Origin of the sequence: uncultured Roseobacter sp. (genome assembly GCF_947488185.1) — a bacterium.
Classification (GTDB): Bacteria; Pseudomonadota; Alphaproteobacteria; order Rhodobacterales; family Rhodobacteraceae; genus Roseobacter.
Map to the genome: position 1 here is coordinate 441,077 of NZ_CANKYM010000005.1, position 17,772 is coordinate 458,848.

Consider the following 17,772-nt stretch of genomic DNA (forward strand, 5'->3'; position numbering starts at 1 on the left):
ACGCTTGTGCAGGGCTCTGTTTGCGCGGTAAATTTCGCGTCACAGAGTCGCACACCGTTACCTGCGTGTCGTAATCTGGACAGTCGGTGTAAACCGATCTGTCACAAAAGGCGAAAGATCATAACCGCAGCTCTTGCGACGCATTAGGAAGTGCCAATGTCGGACGAAGACGAAATCATCCTCGCAGAACTGGACGACGAAGAGCTTGTCCAACAGATGTTCGACGACCTCTACGACGGTCTCAAGGAAGAGATTGAAGAAGCCGTGAACATCCTGCTGGAACGCGGATGGCAGCCTTACGATATCCTGACCAAGGCGCTGGTCGGCGGCATGACGATTGTGGGCCATGATTTCCGCGACGGTATCCTCTTCGTGCCCGAAGTGCTGCTGGCGGCCAATGCGATGAAGGGCGGCATGGCCATCCTCAAGCCGCTGCTGGTCGAAACCGGCGCCCCCCGCGTGGGCAAAATGGTCATTGGCACGGTCAAGGGTGACATCCACGACATTGGCAAGAACCTCGTCGGCATGATGATGGAAGGCGCCGGGTTCGAGGTGGTCGATCTGGGGATCAACAACGCCGTCGAAGCCTATCTGGAAGCCATGGAACAGGAAGGCCCTGACATTCTGGGCATGTCCGCCCTGCTCACCACCACGATGCCTTACATGAAGGTCGTGATCGACACGATGGTGGAACAGGGCATCCGCGATGACTATATCGTGCTCGTCGGGGGCGCGCCGCTCAACGAGGAATTCGGCAAGGCCATCGGTGCCGACGCCTACTGCCGCGACGCAGCCGTCGCGGTGGAAACCGCCAAGGAATGGGTGGGCCGCAAGCACAACCAAAAGAGCGCCTGATCCTGCGCGAGGAGGGCGCCACGCAATCGGAAGGACATGTCATATGTCGCTCGACAAGTTGGTTCTCATCTGTGTCTGCGTGCTTGCCGCGTTTGGCATCACCCTTTGGCTCGCGGCCCTTCTGCTGACCGCTTTTCAAGTGCCTGCCGGTGGTCTCGCCCTGATCCCTGCGGCGCTTGCGGGCTACGTGTTTTACCGGGTGCTGTCCGAACGGCTCGGCAACGCTGAAGAAGACCACTACGACGGGATGAAGCACTAAGATGTTGGTGGTCACAGCATCCCAAATCGCCGGGCGCCCCACAACAGAAACGCTAGGCCTCGTGCGCGGCTCGACGGTACGCGCAAAGCATATCGGCACCGACATCGTCGCTGGTCTGAAGAATCTCGTGGGCGGCGAGGTCACCGGGTACTCATCGCTGATGGCAGGCGCCCGCGAACAAGCGCTTGACCGGATGATCGCCAACGCTCAAGAACTCGGTGCAGATGCGGTGGTCGACATGCGCTTTGAGACCTCGCAAATCATGGGCGGTGCGTCAGAGATTGTGGCCTACGGCACGGCGGTGCGGCTCGATGCAGCTTCGTGACGAGATCCTGACTGAACAGGGCCTTGCCCCAGGTGGGCAAGGCAAGGTGCTGCTCATCGCCTGCGGGGCGCTGGCCCGCGAAATCCTGGATCTGACGGCGGCGAATGGCTGGACCCATCTGGACCTCACCTGCCTGCCCGCCAAATACCACCTCTACCCTGATAAGATCACCAAGGCCGTCCGCGACACCGTGGCAAAACACGCCGATGATTATGACACGATCTTCGTGGTCTATGCCGATTGCGGCACCGGTGGGGTGCTGCAGGCAGCTTGCGCGGAACTGGGGGTAGAGATGATCGCAGGGCCCCATTGTTACGCGTTCTTCGAAGGCAATGATCGTTTCGCACAGCAAAGCGAGACAGAAATCACCACCTTCTATCTCACCGATTTTCTCGTCCGCCAGTTCGATGCCTTTGTCATCAAACCCATGGGGCTCGACCGTCACCCCGAACTGCGTGACACGTATTTCGGCAATTACGAGAAGCTGGTCTATCAGGCCCAGACCGACGATCCGGCGCTCACCGAAAAGGCCCGCGCCTGTGCCGAGAGACTTGGTCTGAGTTTCGAACGCCGGTTCACAGGGTACGGTGAGTTGGAAACGAGTCTCGCCAATCTCTGACTGTCACCGCCAAATTCCGGATGGAATTTGAAAAACATCGTGTCGCACCGAAGGTGCGTCCATTTGGGTAACACGCCCCAGGCGCGTCTCTTTCGTGAAAGGCTGCTCTATCAGCGTTCAGGCGGCAGCAGCAGACACGCTGCGAATGCGCTCGATCATCGCGCGCAAGCCATTCGATCTCTGGGCGGACAGATGATCGTTCAGCCCCAGACGCTCCATTTCCTGGCGCGCATCCACGCTCAGAACGGCGTCCAGCGGCAACCCGTTGTAGAGCTTGCGCAGAACGGCAATCAAGCCGTTCACGATCATCGCGTCGCTCTCCCCGTCGAAATGCAGCACGCCGCCCTCCGTGACCGCATGCAACCAGACCTGGCTGGCGCAGCCCTCCACCTTCGTCGCAGGCACTTTCAGGGCCGCATCGAGCGGCGCCATCCCCTTGCCCTCTTCGATCACCAGGCGGTAGCGATCTTCCCAATCGTCCAGGAACTCGAAATCTTCGACCAGTTCTTCAAATTCTGCCTGTGCCATCACCGTCCTCGCTTATCGTTCCTGAGGTAAGGCGCGCATTGCCAAAGGTCCAGCTGCCTTGGCGCTTTTCAACGCGCATCAGATGAGATAATCGGGAAAGAACAAGAATTGATGGCAGGCCCCATGCGCAAGACAGTTTCCGTCCTTCTGGTCTCGACCCTGATCCTTTCCGCATGCGGCGGCATCCGTGACAGCCGGGTCAACCCGTTCAACTGGTTCGGACGCGGCGAACCCGCGCCGGTCGCCGCGTCGGTCGAGAACACCAACCCGCTCATCCCCACACGCGAGGGTCTTTTCTCTTCGAACAGAGAAAGATCCTATGCCGGCCAGCCGATTGACACGGTCAGCGATCTGACCGTTGAACGTGTCCCGGGTGGTGCAATCATCCGTGCAACCGGTGTCGCCGCCGTTCAGGGCGTCTATGATGTGCGGCTGATCCCGATCAATGAGGACGAGGCGGTCGTCGACGGTGTCCTCTCCTACAGTCTCCAGGGCCTGCGGAGGGGTGGCACCGCTCAGGGCGCCCCGGTGACACGCGAAGTAACCGTTGCCCGCAAAGTCACCAATCAGACGCTTTCGGGCGCCCGCACCATCCGGGTCGAAGCTGTTCGCAACGCGCTGCAATCGCGCAGGTAACCCCGCTCAGTCGAGTGCGACGATCCGCACGTCGGACCCGTCAGCGGCCAGCGCGATCTTACCCTCGCAGAGACGTAAGGCATCCGCGCCGAACACCTCCTTGCGCCAGCCTTGCAGGGCCGCAACGTCCCGCAGGCCCGCAGCAATGGCATCCAGCTCTGAGGCCGGAGCAATCAGTTTCGCTGCGACGCCCGCGCTCTCTGTCTTGGCCTTGAGCAGCACGCGCAGAAGATCGGCCAACGCCGGATTGACCTGCAGCTTGTCCCGAGACCGGTCCGGTTGGGGCATCTTGTCGGGCGGACAATTCACCCCGTCAGCCACGGCGTTGAGGATACCTTCGGCGATATCCCCGCGCCGCGCCTCGCGCAGCAACAACCGCGCACGGCCAAGCTCCTCGGCGTTTTTGGGTTTGTTGGAGGCCAGCTCCACCAGCGCATCGTCTTTGTAGACGCGGTTGCGGGGGATGTTGCGCTCTTGCGCGTGGCGTTCGCGAAAACCGGCCAGTTCCCGCACGACGGCGAGAAACTTGGGAGAATTCGTCCGCGTTTTGACCCGCCGCCAGGCTTCTTCCGGGGTCACGATATAGGTGTCGGGGCTGGTCAGAACCTTCAACTCCTCCTGGACCCAACGGCTGCGCCCGGTTTCTTCCAGCTTGGCGGCAAGGAATTCGTAAATCTCGCGCAGATGGGTCACATCCGCCAGCGCATAGGTCTTTTGCGCCGCCGTCAGGGGGCGCCGGGACCAGTCAGTAAACCGCGACGTCTTGTCGAGCGGCTTTTTCGCAATCCGGCGCACCAGGGTTTCATAACCCACCTGCTCGCCAAAGCCGCAGACCATGGCCGCCACCTGCGTGTCAAAGAGCGGCTCCGGAAAGACCTGCGCATCGACGTAAAAGATTTCCAGATCCTGACGCGCGGCGTGAAACACCTTGACCACCGACGTATCCCGAAAGAGCGTGTAGAGCGGTTCCAGCGACAGCCCCTCGGCCAGCGGATCGACCAGCACCGCCGTGCTGTCATCTTTGCCCGGCATGGCCAGCTGGATCAGGCAGAGTTTTGAATAATAGGTGCGTTCGCGCAGAAACTCGGTATCGACGGTCACATAGTCATGGCCGGCCGCCTCTGTGCAAAAGGCAGCCAGTTCAGCAGTCGTGGTGAGTGTTTTCATTCGGGCGTTTCTTTTTCTTAATGATCGTCAATAATACCCAGTCACCAATCTGTTACACGAGGCACGGGGCTTTGACCAGAACCGCATGTCCGGGCACCTAGCGCAACAGGATCGGGCGTCTATCGCCACGGGCAAAGCGCTCCAGAACCACGGGGTAGAGCCGGTGTTCCTGCACGAGCACACGGGCAGAGAGTGTCTCGATCGTGTCACCCGGCTGCACCGGCACCTCCGCCTGCCCCAGGATAGGGCCGTCGTCCAGCACAGGGGTCACCTCATGTACCGTGCATCCGTGCATATGGTCGCCCGCCTCCAGCGCACGGGCATGGGTGTTGAGCCCCTTGTACTTCGGCAGCAGCGAGGGGTGGATGTTCAGCATATGCCCGCGCCAAGGGTCAACAAAACCTGCCGTTAGCTTGCGCATGAACCCCGCCAGACAGATGATATCGGGCGCGTGATGGGCGAGCGCGCCGGTAATGGCGTGTTCAAAGGCATCCCGGTCGCCCTTGAAAGGCTGGTGACGCACCACTTCGGTGGGCACGCCCCGCGCCTCGGCCAGCTCCAGACCCTTCGCAGAGGGGTCATTCGACAGCACAACGCAGGGCCGTGCCGGGTGATCCCCGTGCATACTGTCGAGCAGCTTGACCATGTTGGAGCCGCTGCCTGAGATGAAAATCGCGACCCGTTTGGTCAAAGCAGCGTGCCTTGATATTCCACGCCGGCGGTATCGGTCACCGTGCCAATGCGGGTCACCTCCTCGCCCTGCTCGGTCAACAAGGCCGTCAAGGCGTCTGCCCGGTCGGGTGCCACCACGAGGATCATGCCCAGCCCGCAATTGAAGGTTTTAAGCATTTCCGCTTCGGCCATGCCGCCGGTCCGTGCCATCCAGTCGAAGACCGGCGGCAGGGTCCAGCTGTTCAGATCGATCTGCGCGCCCAGATCCTCGGGCAGAACCCGTGGCAGGTTCTCGGTCAGCCCGCCGCCCGTGATGTGCGCCAGCGCATGCACGCCCCCTGCCCGGATCGCCGCCAGCGCAGGCCGCACGTAAAGTCGCGTCGGGGTCAGCAGTTCCGCCCCCAGTGACCGCTCCGCCCAGGGGCAGGCATCTTCCCACGCCAGCCCGGACAGTTCGACCAGCTTGCGCACCAGACTGTAGCCGTTGGAATGCACACCGTCCGAGGAGAGCCCCAGCAGCATATCGCCGGAGGCAACCCCCGTCGGCAGGTCCTGTCCACGCTCCATCGCACCGACAGAAAAGCCTGCCAGATCGAAGTCACCGGCGGGGTACATGCCCGGCATCTCGGCTGTCTCCCCACCGATCAGGGCACATCCGGCACGTTCACACCCAAGCGCGATGCCTTCGATGATACGCGCCGCCTGATCGGTGTCGAGCGCGCCAGTCGCGAAATAGTCGAGGAAAAACAACGGCTCCGCGCCCTGACAGACCAGATCGTTCACACACATCGCCACCAGATCGACACCCACGCCATCCACATGGCCGGTGTCGATGGCAATGCGCAGCTTGGTCCCGACCCCATCGGTGGCCGCGACAAGGATCGGGTCCTGATAGCCCGCCCCCTTGAGATCGAAAAGCGCGCCAAATCCGCCCAGCCCGGCCATCACGCCTGTACGATTTGTGCGCTTTGCCGCCGGCTTGATGCGATCCACCAGAGCGTTGCCCGCATCGATATCTACACCCGCATCCGCATAGGTGATCCCGTTTTTTGGCAGTGTCATGACAGGGTCCCTTGCGCCGCTGATTTGATGCATCGGGGGTTAGAGCATTCACCGCGCGCATGCAATGTCTGGAGCGCACCGTCCGGCCTCTTGACGCGGCCAACGGTGCGGCTTACCCACGCAGGTATGGCGGGCCTGTAGCTCAATTGGTTAGAGCAGAGCGCTCATAACGCTTTGGTTGCGGGTTCAAGTCCTGCCGGGCCTACCACATCCTTTTAAATCAACGACTTATCCGCCATGTGGGAAACTTTCTTTCCAGTGAAATCTATCGGCAGTCAAGGAATCTTTCCCAAGTCCACGCAGTCGGAACAGTGGCATGTGTTGCAGGGCCTTCCAAATACGCGTCCATCTGTTGAACTCACCTACAAATTCCAGTGCGGGCCCGGAATTCATGCGAACGCGCAGAAAACGGAATTTGCGAAAGCACAGACGGCGCGCGCCAGTTCTCACCCGGTTTCAGACGCGGCGTTACTGTGTGGATTTCAAGAACCGGTTTGCGGGTCGCTTCCTTTGCCAAACTCTTCTCGTCTCGCATAGGCGGTAAAGTCGGAAAACGGCATTGGCTTTCCAAAGAGATAGCCTTGAGCTTCTGCGTAGCGATGCGTTTTGAGAAAGGAGAGATGTTCTTCGGTCTCCACGCCCTCGCACAAGAGTGTCATCCCTAAGCCGCGGCAAAGATCGCTTATCGCCGAAAGAATTGGTTCAGCCGAAGGGTCGGTTCCAAGACCAAACACAAAGGACTTGTCTACCTTGAGTTTGTCGATTGGAAGCTTGGAAAGATATCCTAGGGACGAGTATCCCGTTCCGAAATCATCCAAAGCCCAGCTTATGCCGCGAAACTGGATGTCGCGCATTTTTTCCACCAAGTCGCCCGTCCCGTCGAACAGGACGGTTTCGGTGAGTTCGAGGCATAAACGCGATGCTGGAAAGCCAGTGGCCTTGAGGAGCTTGTTGACGTTACCGACAATATTGTCGCCAGTCATCTGAACACCAGATACATTGACGGCGACACCCAAAGCGCCAGGCAGCGCCAGAGTATCAAGCATTGCCTTTTCCAGGACCCATGCCCCAAGTTCGTTGATGAAGCCTGTCGATTCCGCGATCTCGATGAATTCGTCCGGGAATACCTGGCCAAGCTGTTCCGATTTCCAGCGCAAAAGCGCTTCGGAGCCAACCAGTTTCAGATCCTCTAGGCGATGCTGCGGCTGGTACCAAACTTCAAACTCTTCCCGGTCGAGCGCCCGCCCCATGGCACGCTCGATCTCCCTGGAGCGAAACTGGGTACGAGACAGGACAGGATCGTAGGATTGGGGCTCACCGTCCCCCGCAAGCCGCGCCGCATCGAGCGCCTCCTCCGCATGGGACAACGCCTCCGTGGCAGCAAAGCTTGCGTCGGGAACAACCTGACAATACCCGAGATTTACGCCGATGCGCGCATTGGCTTTTTCCAAGGCATAGGGGCTTGCGACAATCTCGCAAAGGCGGCGCGCAAAGGTCGCGGCCAGCGCATCGTCCGTCTCAAACTCAGTGAAACATGCGAAGGTGTCTCCGCCCAGCCGCGCGGGAGCCGAGATGTTCAGTCCCGCCTCCTCCAGGCGCTTCACCACTTGCTGCAAAAGCGCGTCTCCCACGTCGCGGCCCAGCACGACGTTGATCGTTTTAAATCGACTGAGGTTGAAAACGAAAACAGTAAAGGGCTCTCCCGCATCTGCGCGCAGGCTCATGAAATCCAGCAAGACGCTGCGCCGCAGCGCGCCCGTGAGCGCGTCGTAACTGGACAGATATGCGATTTCACGCTCCTGTTCCTTTAACGTCGTGACATCGCGCATCGACAGGGTAGCGATCCGCAGAGTTCTTTCCTTCACGCCTTCAAAAGAAACTGTCCGTGAGGGGGCAACGGTGTATTCCAGATGGAGCGAGACGCCGCCGGAGAGACTTTCGTATTTTCGGACGGTTTGCTCGCAGCCTTTTTCCATCGCGGCGAGCGCGTGCTCCTTGAGCCGACTGGGAAGCCTGAGCCGACCTCCCTCGTCAACGCCGAAGAGGCCGGCCGCAGTATCACTGTGCATCTGAACCGCACCGGTTTCGTCTACGACAGCAATGGCATCAAAGCTGTCGTCAAATACTTGCCGCAACAGCGCCGAGGTGTTTGCGACTTCCTGTCGTTGACGGTTGATAATCCAACCATTCAGCTTCAGCCGCCACAAAAGAGACCAACTGCAAAAGGCGAGCAGGCTCGGATAAAGGACCCCGGTTGGGACGACAATAGCACGTGTCGCGAAGAGCCCGAATGCCGCCGCCTCAGTGCCAACAAGCGCGAGGATTGCAGCGGTTATCAGTGTGGAAGGTCTCCGAAGCAAGGGAGTTTGCAAGAGCAACAGAAACGCCAGGAGAGCCAGCAAAACCCACTCCACAGCCAGCGTTACGGGCACCACGTCGGCGGCTAGCGTCTCTGCCGCAAGGATATGTAAAAGAGGTCCCGGAATGATCCCATGCACCGGCACAGCAAAAAGATCACCCAATTCGATGGCGAAAGCGCCTACGACGACGGATCGGCCCGCGATCATACCCGGGTCGAACCGGCCTGTCGCGACGTCGGCTGCCGAAACAGCCGGTACACTGTCAGGTCGAAACGCAAAATTGATGGGAAAACTGCCCGACCGTTCCGAGAATGTGCCGGTGAGAACGGCGGCGGCGGCAGGAATGTAGTCACCGTTAATCGTATCGCCGAAGGGGTAGAAGCGGACCGCCCCTTGCCGGTCACTGAACACGTTGACCAATGCGGGCCAACTCCGTTCTGCAAAAAGTGTCAGTGGCCAGTTTGTCGTTTGCTCGTTGTCGCCCGTGCGTCCGGCTTGTCGGAACACAGGCAGATATGCGCTTCCGGATCGATCCAGAGCATTGGCAAAAGCCAGGTCACCTGCAGGATCGGACGGGAACGCGAAATCGACATCAAAAAGAACGTCCAGGGCACCGGCATCGGTCAGATTGTCGAGGATATCCGCGTGCACCTGACGTGACCAGGGCCATGCTCCGATTGACTGAATAGACGCTGCATCGATGGCGACAAAGATAAAATCACCGGAGGCCGTGCGCTCTGTATTTGCAGCGCGGAAATCCTCCAGGCGGTCGTTCAAAACCCAAAAATAGTCGCCGCGGTCAGCAAGAAAGACTGCGGCGACTATCAAATGCGCGACGAGCACATGGCGTAGAACGACGGCAGGACGAGTCAGTTTCCGCCTCCATTGCCATTTCCGTTCCCATTGTTTCCGTTGCCGTTTCCACCACCGTTACCGTTTCCACCACCGTTGCCGCTACCGCCACCGTTGCCGTTTCCACCACCGTTGCCGTTCCCGCCGCCGTTGCCGTTGCCGTTTCCATTGTTTCCTTTGTTTTTTGCGGCCGACGCCCCAAAAGCGTTGCCATTGGCAAGCCCTGTCGCACTCGCATTTCGGGCCGCATTCCGCGTCGCAGCGGGTGCTTGGCGCAACTCCAGACTGAAAGTATTCGGGGAGCCTGGAACTCGGCTGGTCACATCCGCCGCCGACACGTTCAGCGATCGACCGTTTGAAACCGCCTGACGCCCGGCATCGACATCGACACTACGCCCGTCGCTACGCACCTCGACGACACCCTTGTCCACGCGCACCGAAGCGCTTTCCTCGTCGGTGATCACTTCCAAAACGGTGCCCTTGATCACCGCTGCGAGGTGCGGTGTCACAACGCTGGTGCGTTTCCGGTCCTGAGTTTTAACGGAAAGGAAAACCGAGCCTCGTTGATGCGTGACCTGCGTGGTTTGACCCGTTGGTTGGGAGACTGACACCGCGGCAAGTGTGTTGGCGCGGTAGATGATGCGTTCCGCGCCCCGTCCCACGATGGCCCGACTGCGGGCACCGGTTCTGATCCATGTCCCGCTGACAAGATCAGCGCCGTTCCTGGCCCGGCTCCACGTTTTTCCGTCAACTGAAATGCGGACATTCCCGTCAGTGCGCTGCAGCACCCAACCCTCTGCAGCCGCGGTCAAACTCCAGACAACGAAAAGCAAAATAGCGAAAAACAGTCGGGAAACCATGTCTGATCCTTTCTCAAAAACGTCATCTTCTTGCTGGAAAAACGTAAAGAAATTCGGAATTGAGTTCCTATAGAAGCCCGGTTGGTTACCGCCATGTTACCCGGGATCAGTCAAAGCAAGATCATGGAGGTACATTTGATGTCGCGCATGCTTTTGCAGGCAGCCACCATTTGCGGTCGCATACGCAGGCCGTTGCGGTCGTCTTTTGAATCAGCCTCGGCGCGGTGTCGATCTGAGGGCCAGTCTTCCAAAGCGGATCAGCACCGGGATGGCCGCCGCCAGGACCAGCCCGGAGAGCAAGACCTTGGTGACCTCTTCCATGGTGCCTTCGATCAGCACGGCGTGCACGATAGTACCGATCACGATGACGACGACCAATGCCAGGTGGATGCGGCGCCAGTCACGCGGTCGCAGGCGCACCCGTTTGCGAAACATCGCCAGCAACGTGGTGGCAAGGACAGCCCACATGGCAATCACGCCCCAGGCGGAAAAGGGGGTTGCCGAGACAAAAAGAAGGGCATCAACCACATCCGGCGGGCTAGTGATCCAGAGCCCGCCAACGTGCATGATCACCGCAACAGCCAGACATCCGCCGATCCATTGATGCATGCGCCGCCCGCGCGGCCCGGAAAAACCAGGCAGATATCCGGCAATCAGCAAAGGCTGCAGGAGCATGAGTGCCATGCCAATGACGCCCGCAAACCCCGCCACAATGTAAATCGGTTCACGCCATGCAAGCAGCGGGCTTGTCGAAGCGGCGGCAAGCGGAACGACCATGGCGGCTGCAACCGCACACCACACAAGCACCGCATGAAACCGTTTGACAGATTGACCCGCCAATTGGCTCAGGCCGCGACCAGAACGAAATGCGCTTCAAGGCTGGTGTCCGAGGCGCTGGACATTACCGGGCGAAGGAAGACGGTTTCAAAGTCACCGCTGTCATAGGCCAGATGGCCGTGCGGCTGGCCAAAGGCCGGGACGATCTGCGGCATCTCCAGGCGAAACGCGCCTTGTGCGTTGGTCAGCGTGGCGCCGTGACTCTGCGGGTCCCGCTCGTGCCCCTCGGTTGTATGCGCCCAGATCTGGATGCGCTGACCTTCAAGCGGCGCCCCATCACCAGCCCGACGCACGGTGCCGGTCATCCAGAACCCGCCACCACCGATTTTATCGACGATGGGCGCATCGGGGCGGTAGTTGTTTGAGCCGCCGCGCATCGATCGTGTAGGTTCGAGGCCCTTGGCGCTCGCAGGAGACAAGAGCCCGGGGATACCGGTCGCCATCACCGAAGTGCCCGCAACAATAAGACTGCGCCGCGTTAGACGTATTCTGGTCATTCGGATTTCTCCTGATTGATCTGCAACATCTGGAGTGCTTGGGACGAATTGCAAGTGAGCCAACCTGATGTGGCATCACCTCATCGAAATTTATCAGACGCAAACCGCAGAATAAACCTTTCCCACAGTTTTGTGATGCGACCTCCGTCCAGAACACCCATCGATTGCCCCCTCATGCAGCAACGCCGCATCACCATTTGCAGTTCCCGGGGCTGATCCAAGGCCCGCACTCACCGCCGCACCGCCCCTTCTCCATGCCGCGCACCTCGTGCGTCGGGTGGATCGGGACTGCCTGCAATATCGCCGTCCGCGCGTGACGCCGGACTGCTGTCGAGTTTGAACAGAGTAACGGGGATGAGAAAACTCACGATGAAGGATTGACAATTTAGGACACACGACCTAATTCCTGAAATAGGACAAGTGACCTAAAAAACTGGATACAAGGATGTTACCGTGAAGGATGATCTCTTTTCGAATTTTGTGATGGGCGATATCGAGCTGCCGAACCGGATGGTGATGGCGCCAATGTCGCGTAGCCGCGCGACAAATGACGGTGTCCCAGGCGCGTTGATGGTCGAGCACTACAAGCAGCGCGCAACTGCAGGGTTGATCATTTCGGAATCCGCACCGATTTCACAGCAAGGTGTTGGCTACCCCAATACGCCCGGGCTTTTCACGCCGCAGCAGACCGCCGGATGGTTGCGTGTGGTAAATGCAGTCCATTCCCAAGGCGGTCGGATTGTCGCACAACTCCAGCATTGCGGGCGCATTTCACACCGCTCTTACCAGAAGGACGGTGCGGCGCCGGTGGCACCTTCCGCGATTCAGCCAAAAGGCTTCGCGGTCACCGCACAAGGGTATCAGGATTTGGAGACCCCACGTGCCCTTGAGACAGCAGAGATCGCCGAGGTGGTGGAACAATATCGTATGGCTGCACAGAATGCCCGCGATGCTGGATTTGACGGCGTCGAGGTGCATGGCGCAAATGGCTATCTCATTGATCAATTCCTGCGCGATGGCACGAACACGCGGACCGATGCCTATGGCGGAAATCTTGAAAACCGCACCCGGTTCCTTCGGGATGTTCTGGATGCGGTCACAGCAGTATTCCCATCGGATCGGGTCGGGCTGCGGCTCTCTCCGGAAAACAGCTTCAATGACATGACCGACTCCGATCCACAGGGGCATTTCGAGGGGATCCTTGAGACTGTGGCGGAGCGCGACCTGGGATATCTTCACATTCTGGAGTCGAGCATGGACATCGGCGGCCACATCGAAGGAGCCCCCAAGACGGTCGACTATCGAAAACTGCGCAAGCTTTTTCCGGGCGCTTACATCGCCAACAACGGATACACCAAGGCGCGCGCAGAAGAAGCCCTGCAGTCCGGACATGCAGATCTGGTGGCCTTTGGCGCGCCCTTCCTGGCCAACCCCGATTTGGTCCGGCGATTTCGCGAAGACCTGCCGTTGAACAAGGTCGACAAATCCACCTTTTATGGTGGCGACGCGACAGGATACACGGACTATCCTTTCGCAACCCCACGACTGGTTACGGCGGCATAGCACCGCCGCCGGCAAGAAAGGAGCTTATGATGGCTGCATCAGAAACACGTCAAAGCATTGTCGCCGCAGCGGATGATCTGTTCTATGAAAATGGTTTCGACCACACATCTTTCGCACAGGTTGCCGAGGTCGTCGGGATTTCCAGAGGAAATTTCTACTATCATTTCAAGACAAAGGACGAAATTCTTGATGCAGTCATCGAAAAGCGGCTGGAAGATCGGCGCACCATGATGAGCCAATGGTCTTCGTCACAAGAAACGCCTCGGCAGCGTGTTGCACAGTTCATCCGGATTCTGCTCACGAACGAGGCGAAGATCAAAACCTACGGCTGTCCAATCGGGACGCTTTTCACAGAACTATCCAAGCTGGATCATCCCGGCGAGGACAGCGCACGACGGCTGTTCGACCTCTTTCGCATATGGCTGAAGCGACAGTTCGAACTCATGGGCCACACGCGGGATGCCGACGACCTTGGCATGCATATTCTGGCCCGAAGCCAAGGAGTCGCGACCCTCGCCAATGCCTATCCAAACGAGCCCTTTTTGAAAAACGAGGTACAGCAAATGCTTGCCTGGCTGGAGGCTCTCGAAGCCTCCGGCAACACCTGACATGTAAAAGGATCAGACAGCATGTACATTATCTTCCTCCGCTTTTCGGACAACAAACCGGCCGCCAAGGATCACATGGCAGCTCACAACGCGTGGATTGCAAAAGGTGTGGCAGACGGCGTTTTCCTTGTGGTTGGCAGCTTGCAGCCGCAGCAGGGCGGCGCAATCATTGCTCATGCCGAAGACCTCGAAGCGATTGAACAGCGGGTCGCTGCCGACCCCTTCGTTCAGGAAAACGTCGTGGCGCCGGAAATCCTGGAAATTTCGGTGAACACAACAGCGGAAAGCATGCGCTTTCTCAAAGACGACCAAGCAGCGTGACCGCCAATGACCGACCTCTACCAAGGACCTGACGAGGTCGCCCGATGCCGTTGGTGCGGTGCGGCGCCGGAATTTCTCGACTACCACGACAACGAATGGGGCTACCCTGTCGCCGATGACCAGCGACTGTTTGAAAAGCTCTCCCTGGAATCCTTCCAATCCGGGCTCAGTTGGCGGACGATCTTGAACAAGCGGGAAGGATTTCGCGCAGCCTTCGATGGGTTCGATTTTCACCAAGTCGCGCGATACGGGGACGCCGAAGTCGCGCGATTGCTGGCGGACGCAAGCATCGTGCGCCACCGTGGAAAGATCGAAGCCGTCATCAATAATGCCGCACGCGCTGTCGAGATGGTCGAAACCGGACAGTCTCTTGCACGGTTTTTCTGGAGCTACGAACCCGGCCCAGAAGAGGTCACCAAACCCCAATCGCAGTCAAAAAGCTCCAGTTCGATTGCCTTGTCCAAGGAATTGAAACGCCGGGGCTGGAAATTCGTCGGGCCGACAACCGTATTCGCATTCATGCAGGCGATGGGCCTGATCAACGATCACAGCGAGGGGTGCGCCCTGCGTGAAAAAGCAAGGCAAGCGCGCGACAGGTTCAGCCGCCCCTGAATAGTCTTCACCACGGGCAGTTGACGTCGCGCGCAAGATGGTGACCCATCAACTGCTATGACGATCAAGATCTGACGTCTCCCTGGCCGACCAGATCAATATGAATCGCGATATTCGAGCCAGGCCATTGGATTGCCTTTCGCCGGTTCGGAGCGTCGCCCGTTTGGGGTCAGATCCATGTAGGCGTAGGCGGCATTGGTCGCATCCAACCCCCGACCGTACATTGAGTAGGTGTGGTAGACCACGCCGTCTGCGTCCTTGGCGAAAACGGATGTACCGTGCATTTCATCCAGCGGCGGATCTTGCATCGTTCCGAAATTGTAGGTGTTGTGCATGTCTTCCGGGCGGCCGGGGCCAAACCCAACGTCGTAGTCAAAATTGAAGGTCGTGTTGTGCGAGGAAACCCATTCGAAATCCCATCCCATCCGCTCTTTGAACGGGAGCACCCTTTCGAGCGGCGCGGATGATACAACGGCAAAGGCGATATCCTGCGCGCCCAGATGCGGCGTAAGACCCGCGTAGGTATCAGCCCAGAACGAGCAGCTTTTGCAAGGATTGCGCCAGTCGGGCCCGAACATGAAATGATAGGTGATCAACTGAGATCGCCCGCCGAACAATCCTGACAGGGATTTCTGCCCCGAAGCGGTTTCAAAACGGTAGTCCTTGTCGACCCGCACCCATGGCAGCGCCTGTCGCGCTTCGGTGATTTCATCCTTGAGGCGCGTGTGTTCCTTCTCTCGCAGGAGCAGGGCTTTGCGGGCGACCATCCAGTCTTCACGGGATGCAATTTTGTGCGGTTTCATGTCCGTTATCCTTTCATTGATCAATTGACTGCCAGCGTTTCCGCCCAGTGTTCGGGCATTGTGCCTGCGACCTCGGGCATGGCCTCCAGACGGTCCATCCAGGTGGAAATATACGGGTAAAGCTGGCGCATATCGCCTAGGCCGACTGCCTGCATTAGTTTGGGTTTGGTGGCGGCTGCCCGCTGTATGAGACGCACCTCGGGGTAGACAAGAGCTTCCGCCGCAGACAGATGATCACCGCAGAGATAGGGACGCCCATCCGACAAGCGCGCCTCAAGGTATCGGCATTCTACATGCGCCTGTGTCGCGCCGGTTTCCAACATGTCCGCTTCGAAGCTCCCCTTCTCCGGAAGCTCACCACGCGACGCGAATACCACGGTCAAAAGCTGTCGGTTTGCTTCTCTGAAATCATCGTAGCAGGTCATGACAAGCTGCCAGATTTCAAGCGCATCGCCGGGTGTGGCCCCGAACAGCGGGGTTTGCGGATATTGTCGGTCCAACCAGGCGAGAATTGCGATGGAGTTGTGCACCGAGACATCGTTGTCCATCAAAACGGGCAGTGTGCCTCTGATGTTCAGCTTTCGGATATCAAAGTCACCCTCTTCGCGATCCGACGTGGTCAGTGTGCGGATATCAACCTGAATTCCCTTGAAGGCAAGCCCCAGACGGACCCGCCAGCTTGGCGGAGCACCGCTGATTTGAAAGAGCGTCCGTTGCATTGCATCCTCCTGAGGTCATGTGATCAGGAAGATACGGAGCCGGTATGCCTTTGCAAGAAGGCAGTTTTTTTGGGTATAGTACTAAAAATGATACTATTGGGAGAGCGATAGCATATGCCGCTGGATAAATCGCGTGTTAAGAATGTGAAGGAACCTGCTGATAGAAAAGAGCTTTGCCCAATGCCGGACATCGCAAAACTGATCGGTGGGAAATGGAAACTCATCATCCTGCAGATTTTGATTTTTCGCGGAACCAAGCGTTTCAGCGAACTCAAACGAATGATCGACGGTGTGACGCAAACGATGCTCACGAACCAGCTTCGGGCGCTGGAAGCCGACGGTTTGGTCTCGCGCAAGGTCTACCCCGAAGTCCCGCCACGGGTGGAATACACGGCGACAGACCGGGCGATGGCGCTCACAAAAATGTTTCGCGAGATGCATGACTGGTGGGTGGCGGGGCAACGGTAGAGTGGAACGTGCTCAGCCTGTCGCTGGCGCAGCGTTAACCTCACTCGAAACGGCATCGTCGGACTACCAGGTTAGGGTGCATCTTTAGCTGTTCATTGTGCGGTTTTCCCTGCGTTTGGAAGAGCGGAAATCGTGTAGACGCCACACGATCACTCACCAATATTTTCATCTGTTCGAATCGGGCAAATTTGTGGCGCCCGCGGCCACAATACGGCTGCAACCGGTGCTAGAAAACACCTATCATATTGATTTACATTATTATTTTTGTTTACCATGCTTCCACAAAATTGACACATTTCATAAAATTTATGCTAAAAATTTCACTGCACTGACCCCTGTCGGGTTGGCGCATCTGTGTGTTGACGATTTGTTTTGGTATGCGAGGGGCAGTGCCCGTGTTTTGTGTGCGAGTAAGCTTGTTTACAGCGGCTGCAGTGTATTGCGCTGCGGCGTTCGCCCCCGCCGCGACCGCAAGCACGGTGCGCGAACTGCCTTCTGTGGCGTCTGAACCTTTGGGGGAATTCTCGCTGGCTGATCTCTTGACCGAAGATGCGTTGGGCGATGAGTGTATCACCGAGGACGATATTGATCTGGCATTCTTTGCCTCCGGCAAAGGCATGCGGCTGCCCCGCACTTGCCTGCCTGACCCCTGCAATCAAGCTTTGACCCCCTTCCGATTGGCCGAGTTAATCGGACGGCCAGCACAAACGTCCGAATGGGACCGCTATTTTTCACGCTACGCAGATGCCTGCCGTAAAGAAGTAGTGAGTTTTGATGATGATGTGGCAGAAGAACCAGTGTCCAGAGCAGAATTCTGGGCGCCCATTCTAGGCGGCCGCGTGGTTCAAGGCCAATTGGCGCGTGGAGAGAGTATCTTTGACCGCACAGCGCGGCGCTTTTTCTATCCTCGTTCAGGTGGCAGCCCAAGGTTCGGTACACCGGTGTCCTTTGGCCCGGGCCCATCGGGTGGCCCGACAACCACAACACCATTTGGTAGCGATCCCGAAGGCGATCCGGAAACCGGTGGGGATCCGAGCGGGACCGGCACCCCAATCCCAGCGCCCGTTCCCTTGCCGCTCGGTCTGTGGATGCTGGTCAGTGGGCTGCTTGGGCTCATCATGCTGCGCCGGGCACAGCACTAGAACAGGT

The 17,772-nt window shown here is 58.5% G+C and carries 21 protein-coding genes and 1 tRNA gene; 12 read left to right on the forward strand and 10 right to left on the reverse strand.

The window, feature by feature from the left end; all coding sequences use genetic code 11:
• Window positions 1–156: 156 nt before the first annotated feature.
• From Q1A52_RS20310 to Q1A52_RS20325, 4 genes are read left to right on the forward strand one after another with little or no spacing between them, the layout of a single operon-like run.
• The gene (locus Q1A52_RS20310) at window positions 157–855 is read left to right on the forward strand and encodes a B12-binding domain-containing protein (protein ID WP_300019453.1); all 699 of its coding nucleotides are present in this window, start codon (window positions 157–159) and stop codon (window positions 853–855) included.
• Window positions 856–898: 43 nt separating this feature from the next.
• A complete protein-coding gene (locus Q1A52_RS20315) occupies window positions 899–1,114 on the forward strand; it encodes a hypothetical protein (RefSeq protein ID WP_195819126.1) in 216 nt (71 codons plus the stop codon).
• A 1-nt stretch (window position 1,115) separates the two neighbouring features.
• Window positions 1,116–1,439, forward strand: coding sequence for a YbjQ family protein (locus tag Q1A52_RS20320; RefSeq protein WP_300019455.1), 324 nt, complete (start codon window positions 1,116–1,118; stop codon window positions 1,437–1,439).
• Window positions 1,426–2,058, forward strand: a complete 633-nt coding sequence (locus Q1A52_RS20325) for a DUF1638 domain-containing protein (RefSeq protein WP_300019457.1) — start codon at window positions 1,426–1,428, stop codon at window positions 2,056–2,058. The genes Q1A52_RS20320 and Q1A52_RS20325 overlap by 14 nt, the downstream gene beginning before the upstream one ends.
• 117 nt (window positions 2,059–2,175) lie before the next feature.
• On the opposite strand, the gene Q1A52_RS20330 is transcribed toward Q1A52_RS20325, so the two are convergent.
• Window positions 2,176–2,586, reverse strand: coding sequence for a SufE family protein (locus Q1A52_RS20330; RefSeq protein WP_300019459.1), 411 nt, complete (start codon window positions 2,584–2,586; stop codon window positions 2,176–2,178).
• A gap of 123 nt (window positions 2,587–2,709) precedes the next feature.
• On the opposite strand from Q1A52_RS20330, the gene Q1A52_RS20335 reads away from it, so the two are divergent.
• Window positions 2,710–3,222, forward strand: a complete 513-nt coding sequence (locus tag Q1A52_RS20335) for a hypothetical protein (protein WP_300019460.1) — start codon at window positions 2,710–2,712, stop codon at window positions 3,220–3,222.
• Between the two features lie 6 nt (window positions 3,223–3,228).
• Here Q1A52_RS20335 and rnd read toward each other — a convergent pair whose 3' ends face one another.
• The 3 genes from rnd to purM form a co-directional block, all read right to left on the reverse strand.
• Window positions 3,229–4,389 carry a ribonuclease D gene (gene rnd, locus Q1A52_RS20340; RefSeq protein WP_300019462.1) on the reverse strand — a complete coding sequence of 387 codons (1,161 nt, stop codon included), beginning with the start codon at window positions 4,387–4,389 and terminating at the stop codon, window positions 3,229–3,231.
• 97 nt (window positions 4,390–4,486) lie between these two features.
• Window positions 4,487–5,080 (reverse strand): phosphoribosylglycinamide formyltransferase, encoded by a 594-nt coding sequence (gene purN / locus Q1A52_RS20345; protein WP_300019464.1) that lies wholly within the window; start codon window positions 5,078–5,080, stop codon window positions 4,487–4,489.
• A complete protein-coding gene (gene purM / locus Q1A52_RS20350; protein ID WP_300019469.1) occupies window positions 5,077–6,123 on the reverse strand; it encodes a phosphoribosylformylglycinamidine cyclo-ligase in 1,047 nt (348 codons plus the stop codon). Before purM ends, purN begins: the two co-directional genes overlap by 4 nt.
• A gap of 131 nt (window positions 6,124–6,254) precedes the next feature.
• On the opposite strand from purM, the gene Q1A52_RS20355 reads away from it, so the two are divergent.
• Window positions 6,255–6,331 (forward strand) — tRNA-Ile (locus Q1A52_RS20355).
• A 274-nt stretch (window positions 6,332–6,605) separates the two neighbouring features.
• On the opposite strand, the gene Q1A52_RS20360 is transcribed toward Q1A52_RS20355, so the two are convergent.
• The 4 genes from Q1A52_RS20360 to Q1A52_RS20375 form a co-directional block, all read right to left on the reverse strand.
• Complete coding sequence (locus tag Q1A52_RS20360) at window positions 6,606–9,326, reverse strand: EAL domain-containing protein (protein ID WP_300019471.1); 2,721 nt, start codon at window positions 9,324–9,326, stop codon at window positions 6,606–6,608.
• A gap of 26 nt (window positions 9,327–9,352) precedes the next feature.
• Window positions 9,353–10,195, reverse strand: coding sequence for a FecR domain-containing protein (locus Q1A52_RS20365; RefSeq protein ID WP_300019473.1), 843 nt, complete (start codon window positions 10,193–10,195; stop codon window positions 9,353–9,355).
• A gap of 210 nt (window positions 10,196–10,405) precedes the next feature.
• Window positions 10,406–10,972 (reverse strand): ferric reductase-like transmembrane domain-containing protein, encoded by a 567-nt coding sequence (locus tag Q1A52_RS20370; protein ID WP_300019475.1) that lies wholly within the window; start codon window positions 10,970–10,972, stop codon window positions 10,406–10,408.
• 68 nt (window positions 10,973–11,040) lie between these two features.
• On the reverse strand, window positions 11,041–11,529 hold the full coding sequence (locus Q1A52_RS20375) for a twin-arginine translocation pathway signal (protein ID WP_300019477.1): 489 nt from the start codon (window positions 11,527–11,529) through the stop codon (window positions 11,041–11,043).
• A gap of 453 nt (window positions 11,530–11,982) precedes the next feature.
• Between Q1A52_RS20375 and Q1A52_RS20380 the strand changes: the two genes are divergently transcribed.
• The 4 genes from Q1A52_RS20380 to Q1A52_RS20395 are packed head-to-tail and all read left to right on the forward strand — an operon-like array spanning window position 11,983 to window position 14,633.
• On the forward strand, window positions 11,983–13,092 hold the full coding sequence (locus Q1A52_RS20380; RefSeq protein ID WP_300019479.1) for an alkene reductase: 1,110 nt from the start codon (window positions 11,983–11,985) through the stop codon (window positions 13,090–13,092).
• A gap of 29 nt (window positions 13,093–13,121) precedes the next feature.
• Window positions 13,122–13,700 (forward strand): TetR/AcrR family transcriptional regulator, encoded by a 579-nt coding sequence (locus Q1A52_RS20385; protein WP_300019484.1) that lies wholly within the window; start codon window positions 13,122–13,124, stop codon window positions 13,698–13,700.
• Between the two features lie 21 nt (window positions 13,701–13,721).
• Window positions 13,722–14,021, forward strand: a complete 300-nt coding sequence (locus Q1A52_RS20390) for a YciI family protein (protein ID WP_300019486.1) — start codon at window positions 13,722–13,724, stop codon at window positions 14,019–14,021.
• A gap of 6 nt (window positions 14,022–14,027) precedes the next feature.
• Window positions 14,028–14,633 (forward strand): DNA-3-methyladenine glycosylase I, encoded by a 606-nt coding sequence (locus Q1A52_RS20395; protein ID WP_300019488.1) that lies wholly within the window; start codon window positions 14,028–14,030, stop codon window positions 14,631–14,633.
• A 95-nt stretch (window positions 14,634–14,728) separates the two neighbouring features.
• On the opposite strand, the gene Q1A52_RS20400 is transcribed toward Q1A52_RS20395, so the two are convergent.
• Window positions 14,729–15,436 carry a DUF899 family protein gene (locus tag Q1A52_RS20400; protein WP_300019489.1) on the reverse strand — a complete coding sequence of 236 codons (708 nt, stop codon included), beginning with the start codon at window positions 15,434–15,436 and terminating at the stop codon, window positions 14,729–14,731.
• Between the two features lie 20 nt (window positions 15,437–15,456).
• Window positions 15,457–16,155 (reverse strand): glutathione S-transferase family protein, encoded by a 699-nt coding sequence (locus Q1A52_RS20405; protein WP_300019494.1) that lies wholly within the window; start codon window positions 16,153–16,155, stop codon window positions 15,457–15,459.
• 114 nt (window positions 16,156–16,269) lie between these two features.
• Between Q1A52_RS20405 and Q1A52_RS20410 the strand changes: the two genes are divergently transcribed.
• Entirely contained in the window at window positions 16,270–16,623 is a 354-nt protein-coding gene (locus tag Q1A52_RS20410; RefSeq protein ID WP_300019496.1) for a helix-turn-helix domain-containing protein, read from the forward strand.
• Window positions 16,624–17,102: 479 nt separating this feature from the next.
• Window positions 17,103–17,765 (forward strand): hypothetical protein, encoded by a 663-nt coding sequence (locus Q1A52_RS20415; protein ID WP_300019498.1) that lies wholly within the window; start codon window positions 17,103–17,105, stop codon window positions 17,763–17,765.
• The last annotated feature ends 7 nt before the right edge of the window (window positions 17,766–17,772 follow it).

Excerpts from the sequence above, each read along its gene's own strand:
- Q1A52_RS20370 (WP_300019475.1), bottom strand. The coding sequence starts at position 10,972 with ATGGTCGTTCCGCTTGCCGCCGCTTCGACAAGCCCGCTGCTTGCATGG.
- Q1A52_RS20315 (WP_195819126.1), top strand. The coding sequence starts at position 899 with ATGTCGCTCGACAAGTTGGTTCTCATCTGTGTCTGCGTGCTTGCCGCG.
- Q1A52_RS20320 (WP_300019455.1), top strand. The coding sequence starts at position 1,116 with ATGTTGGTGGTCACAGCATCCCAAATCGCCGGGCGCCCCACAACAGAA.
- Q1A52_RS20395 (WP_300019488.1), top strand. The coding sequence starts at position 14,028 with ATGACCGACCTCTACCAAGGACCTGACGAGGTCGCCCGATGCCGTTGG.
- Q1A52_RS20365 (WP_300019473.1), bottom strand. The coding sequence starts at position 10,195 with ATGGTTTCCCGACTGTTTTTCGCTATTTTGCTTTTCGTTGTCTGGAGT.
- Q1A52_RS20400 (WP_300019489.1), bottom strand. The coding sequence starts at position 15,436 with ATGAAACCGCACAAAATTGCATCCCGTGAAGACTGGATGGTCGCCCGC.
- Q1A52_RS20375 (WP_300019477.1), bottom strand. The coding sequence starts at position 11,529 with ATGACCAGAATACGTCTAACGCGGCGCAGTCTTATTGTTGCGGGCACT.
- purM (WP_300019469.1), bottom strand. The coding sequence starts at position 6,123 with ATGACACTGCCAAAAAACGGGATCACCTATGCGGATGCGGGTGTAGAT.
- Q1A52_RS20390 (WP_300019486.1), top strand. The coding sequence starts at position 13,722 with ATGTACATTATCTTCCTCCGCTTTTCGGACAACAAACCGGCCGCCAAG.
- Q1A52_RS20310 (WP_300019453.1), top strand. The coding sequence starts at position 157 with ATGTCGGACGAAGACGAAATCATCCTCGCAGAACTGGACGACGAAGAG.
- rnd (WP_300019462.1), bottom strand. The coding sequence starts at position 4,389 with ATGAAAACACTCACCACGACTGCTGAACTGGCTGCCTTTTGCACAGAG.
- Q1A52_RS20335 (WP_300019460.1), top strand. The coding sequence starts at position 2,710 with ATGCGCAAGACAGTTTCCGTCCTTCTGGTCTCGACCCTGATCCTTTCC.
- Q1A52_RS20330 (WP_300019459.1), bottom strand. The coding sequence starts at position 2,586 with ATGGCACAGGCAGAATTTGAAGAACTGGTCGAAGATTTCGAGTTCCTG.
- Q1A52_RS20325 (WP_300019457.1), top strand. The coding sequence starts at position 1,426 with ATGCAGCTTCGTGACGAGATCCTGACTGAACAGGGCCTTGCCCCAGGT.
- Q1A52_RS20410 (WP_300019496.1), top strand. The coding sequence starts at position 16,270 with ATGCCGCTGGATAAATCGCGTGTTAAGAATGTGAAGGAACCTGCTGAT.
- Q1A52_RS20385 (WP_300019484.1), top strand. The coding sequence starts at position 13,122 with ATGGCTGCATCAGAAACACGTCAAAGCATTGTCGCCGCAGCGGATGAT.
- Q1A52_RS20405 (WP_300019494.1), bottom strand. The coding sequence starts at position 16,155 with ATGCAACGGACGCTCTTTCAAATCAGCGGTGCTCCGCCAAGCTGGCGG.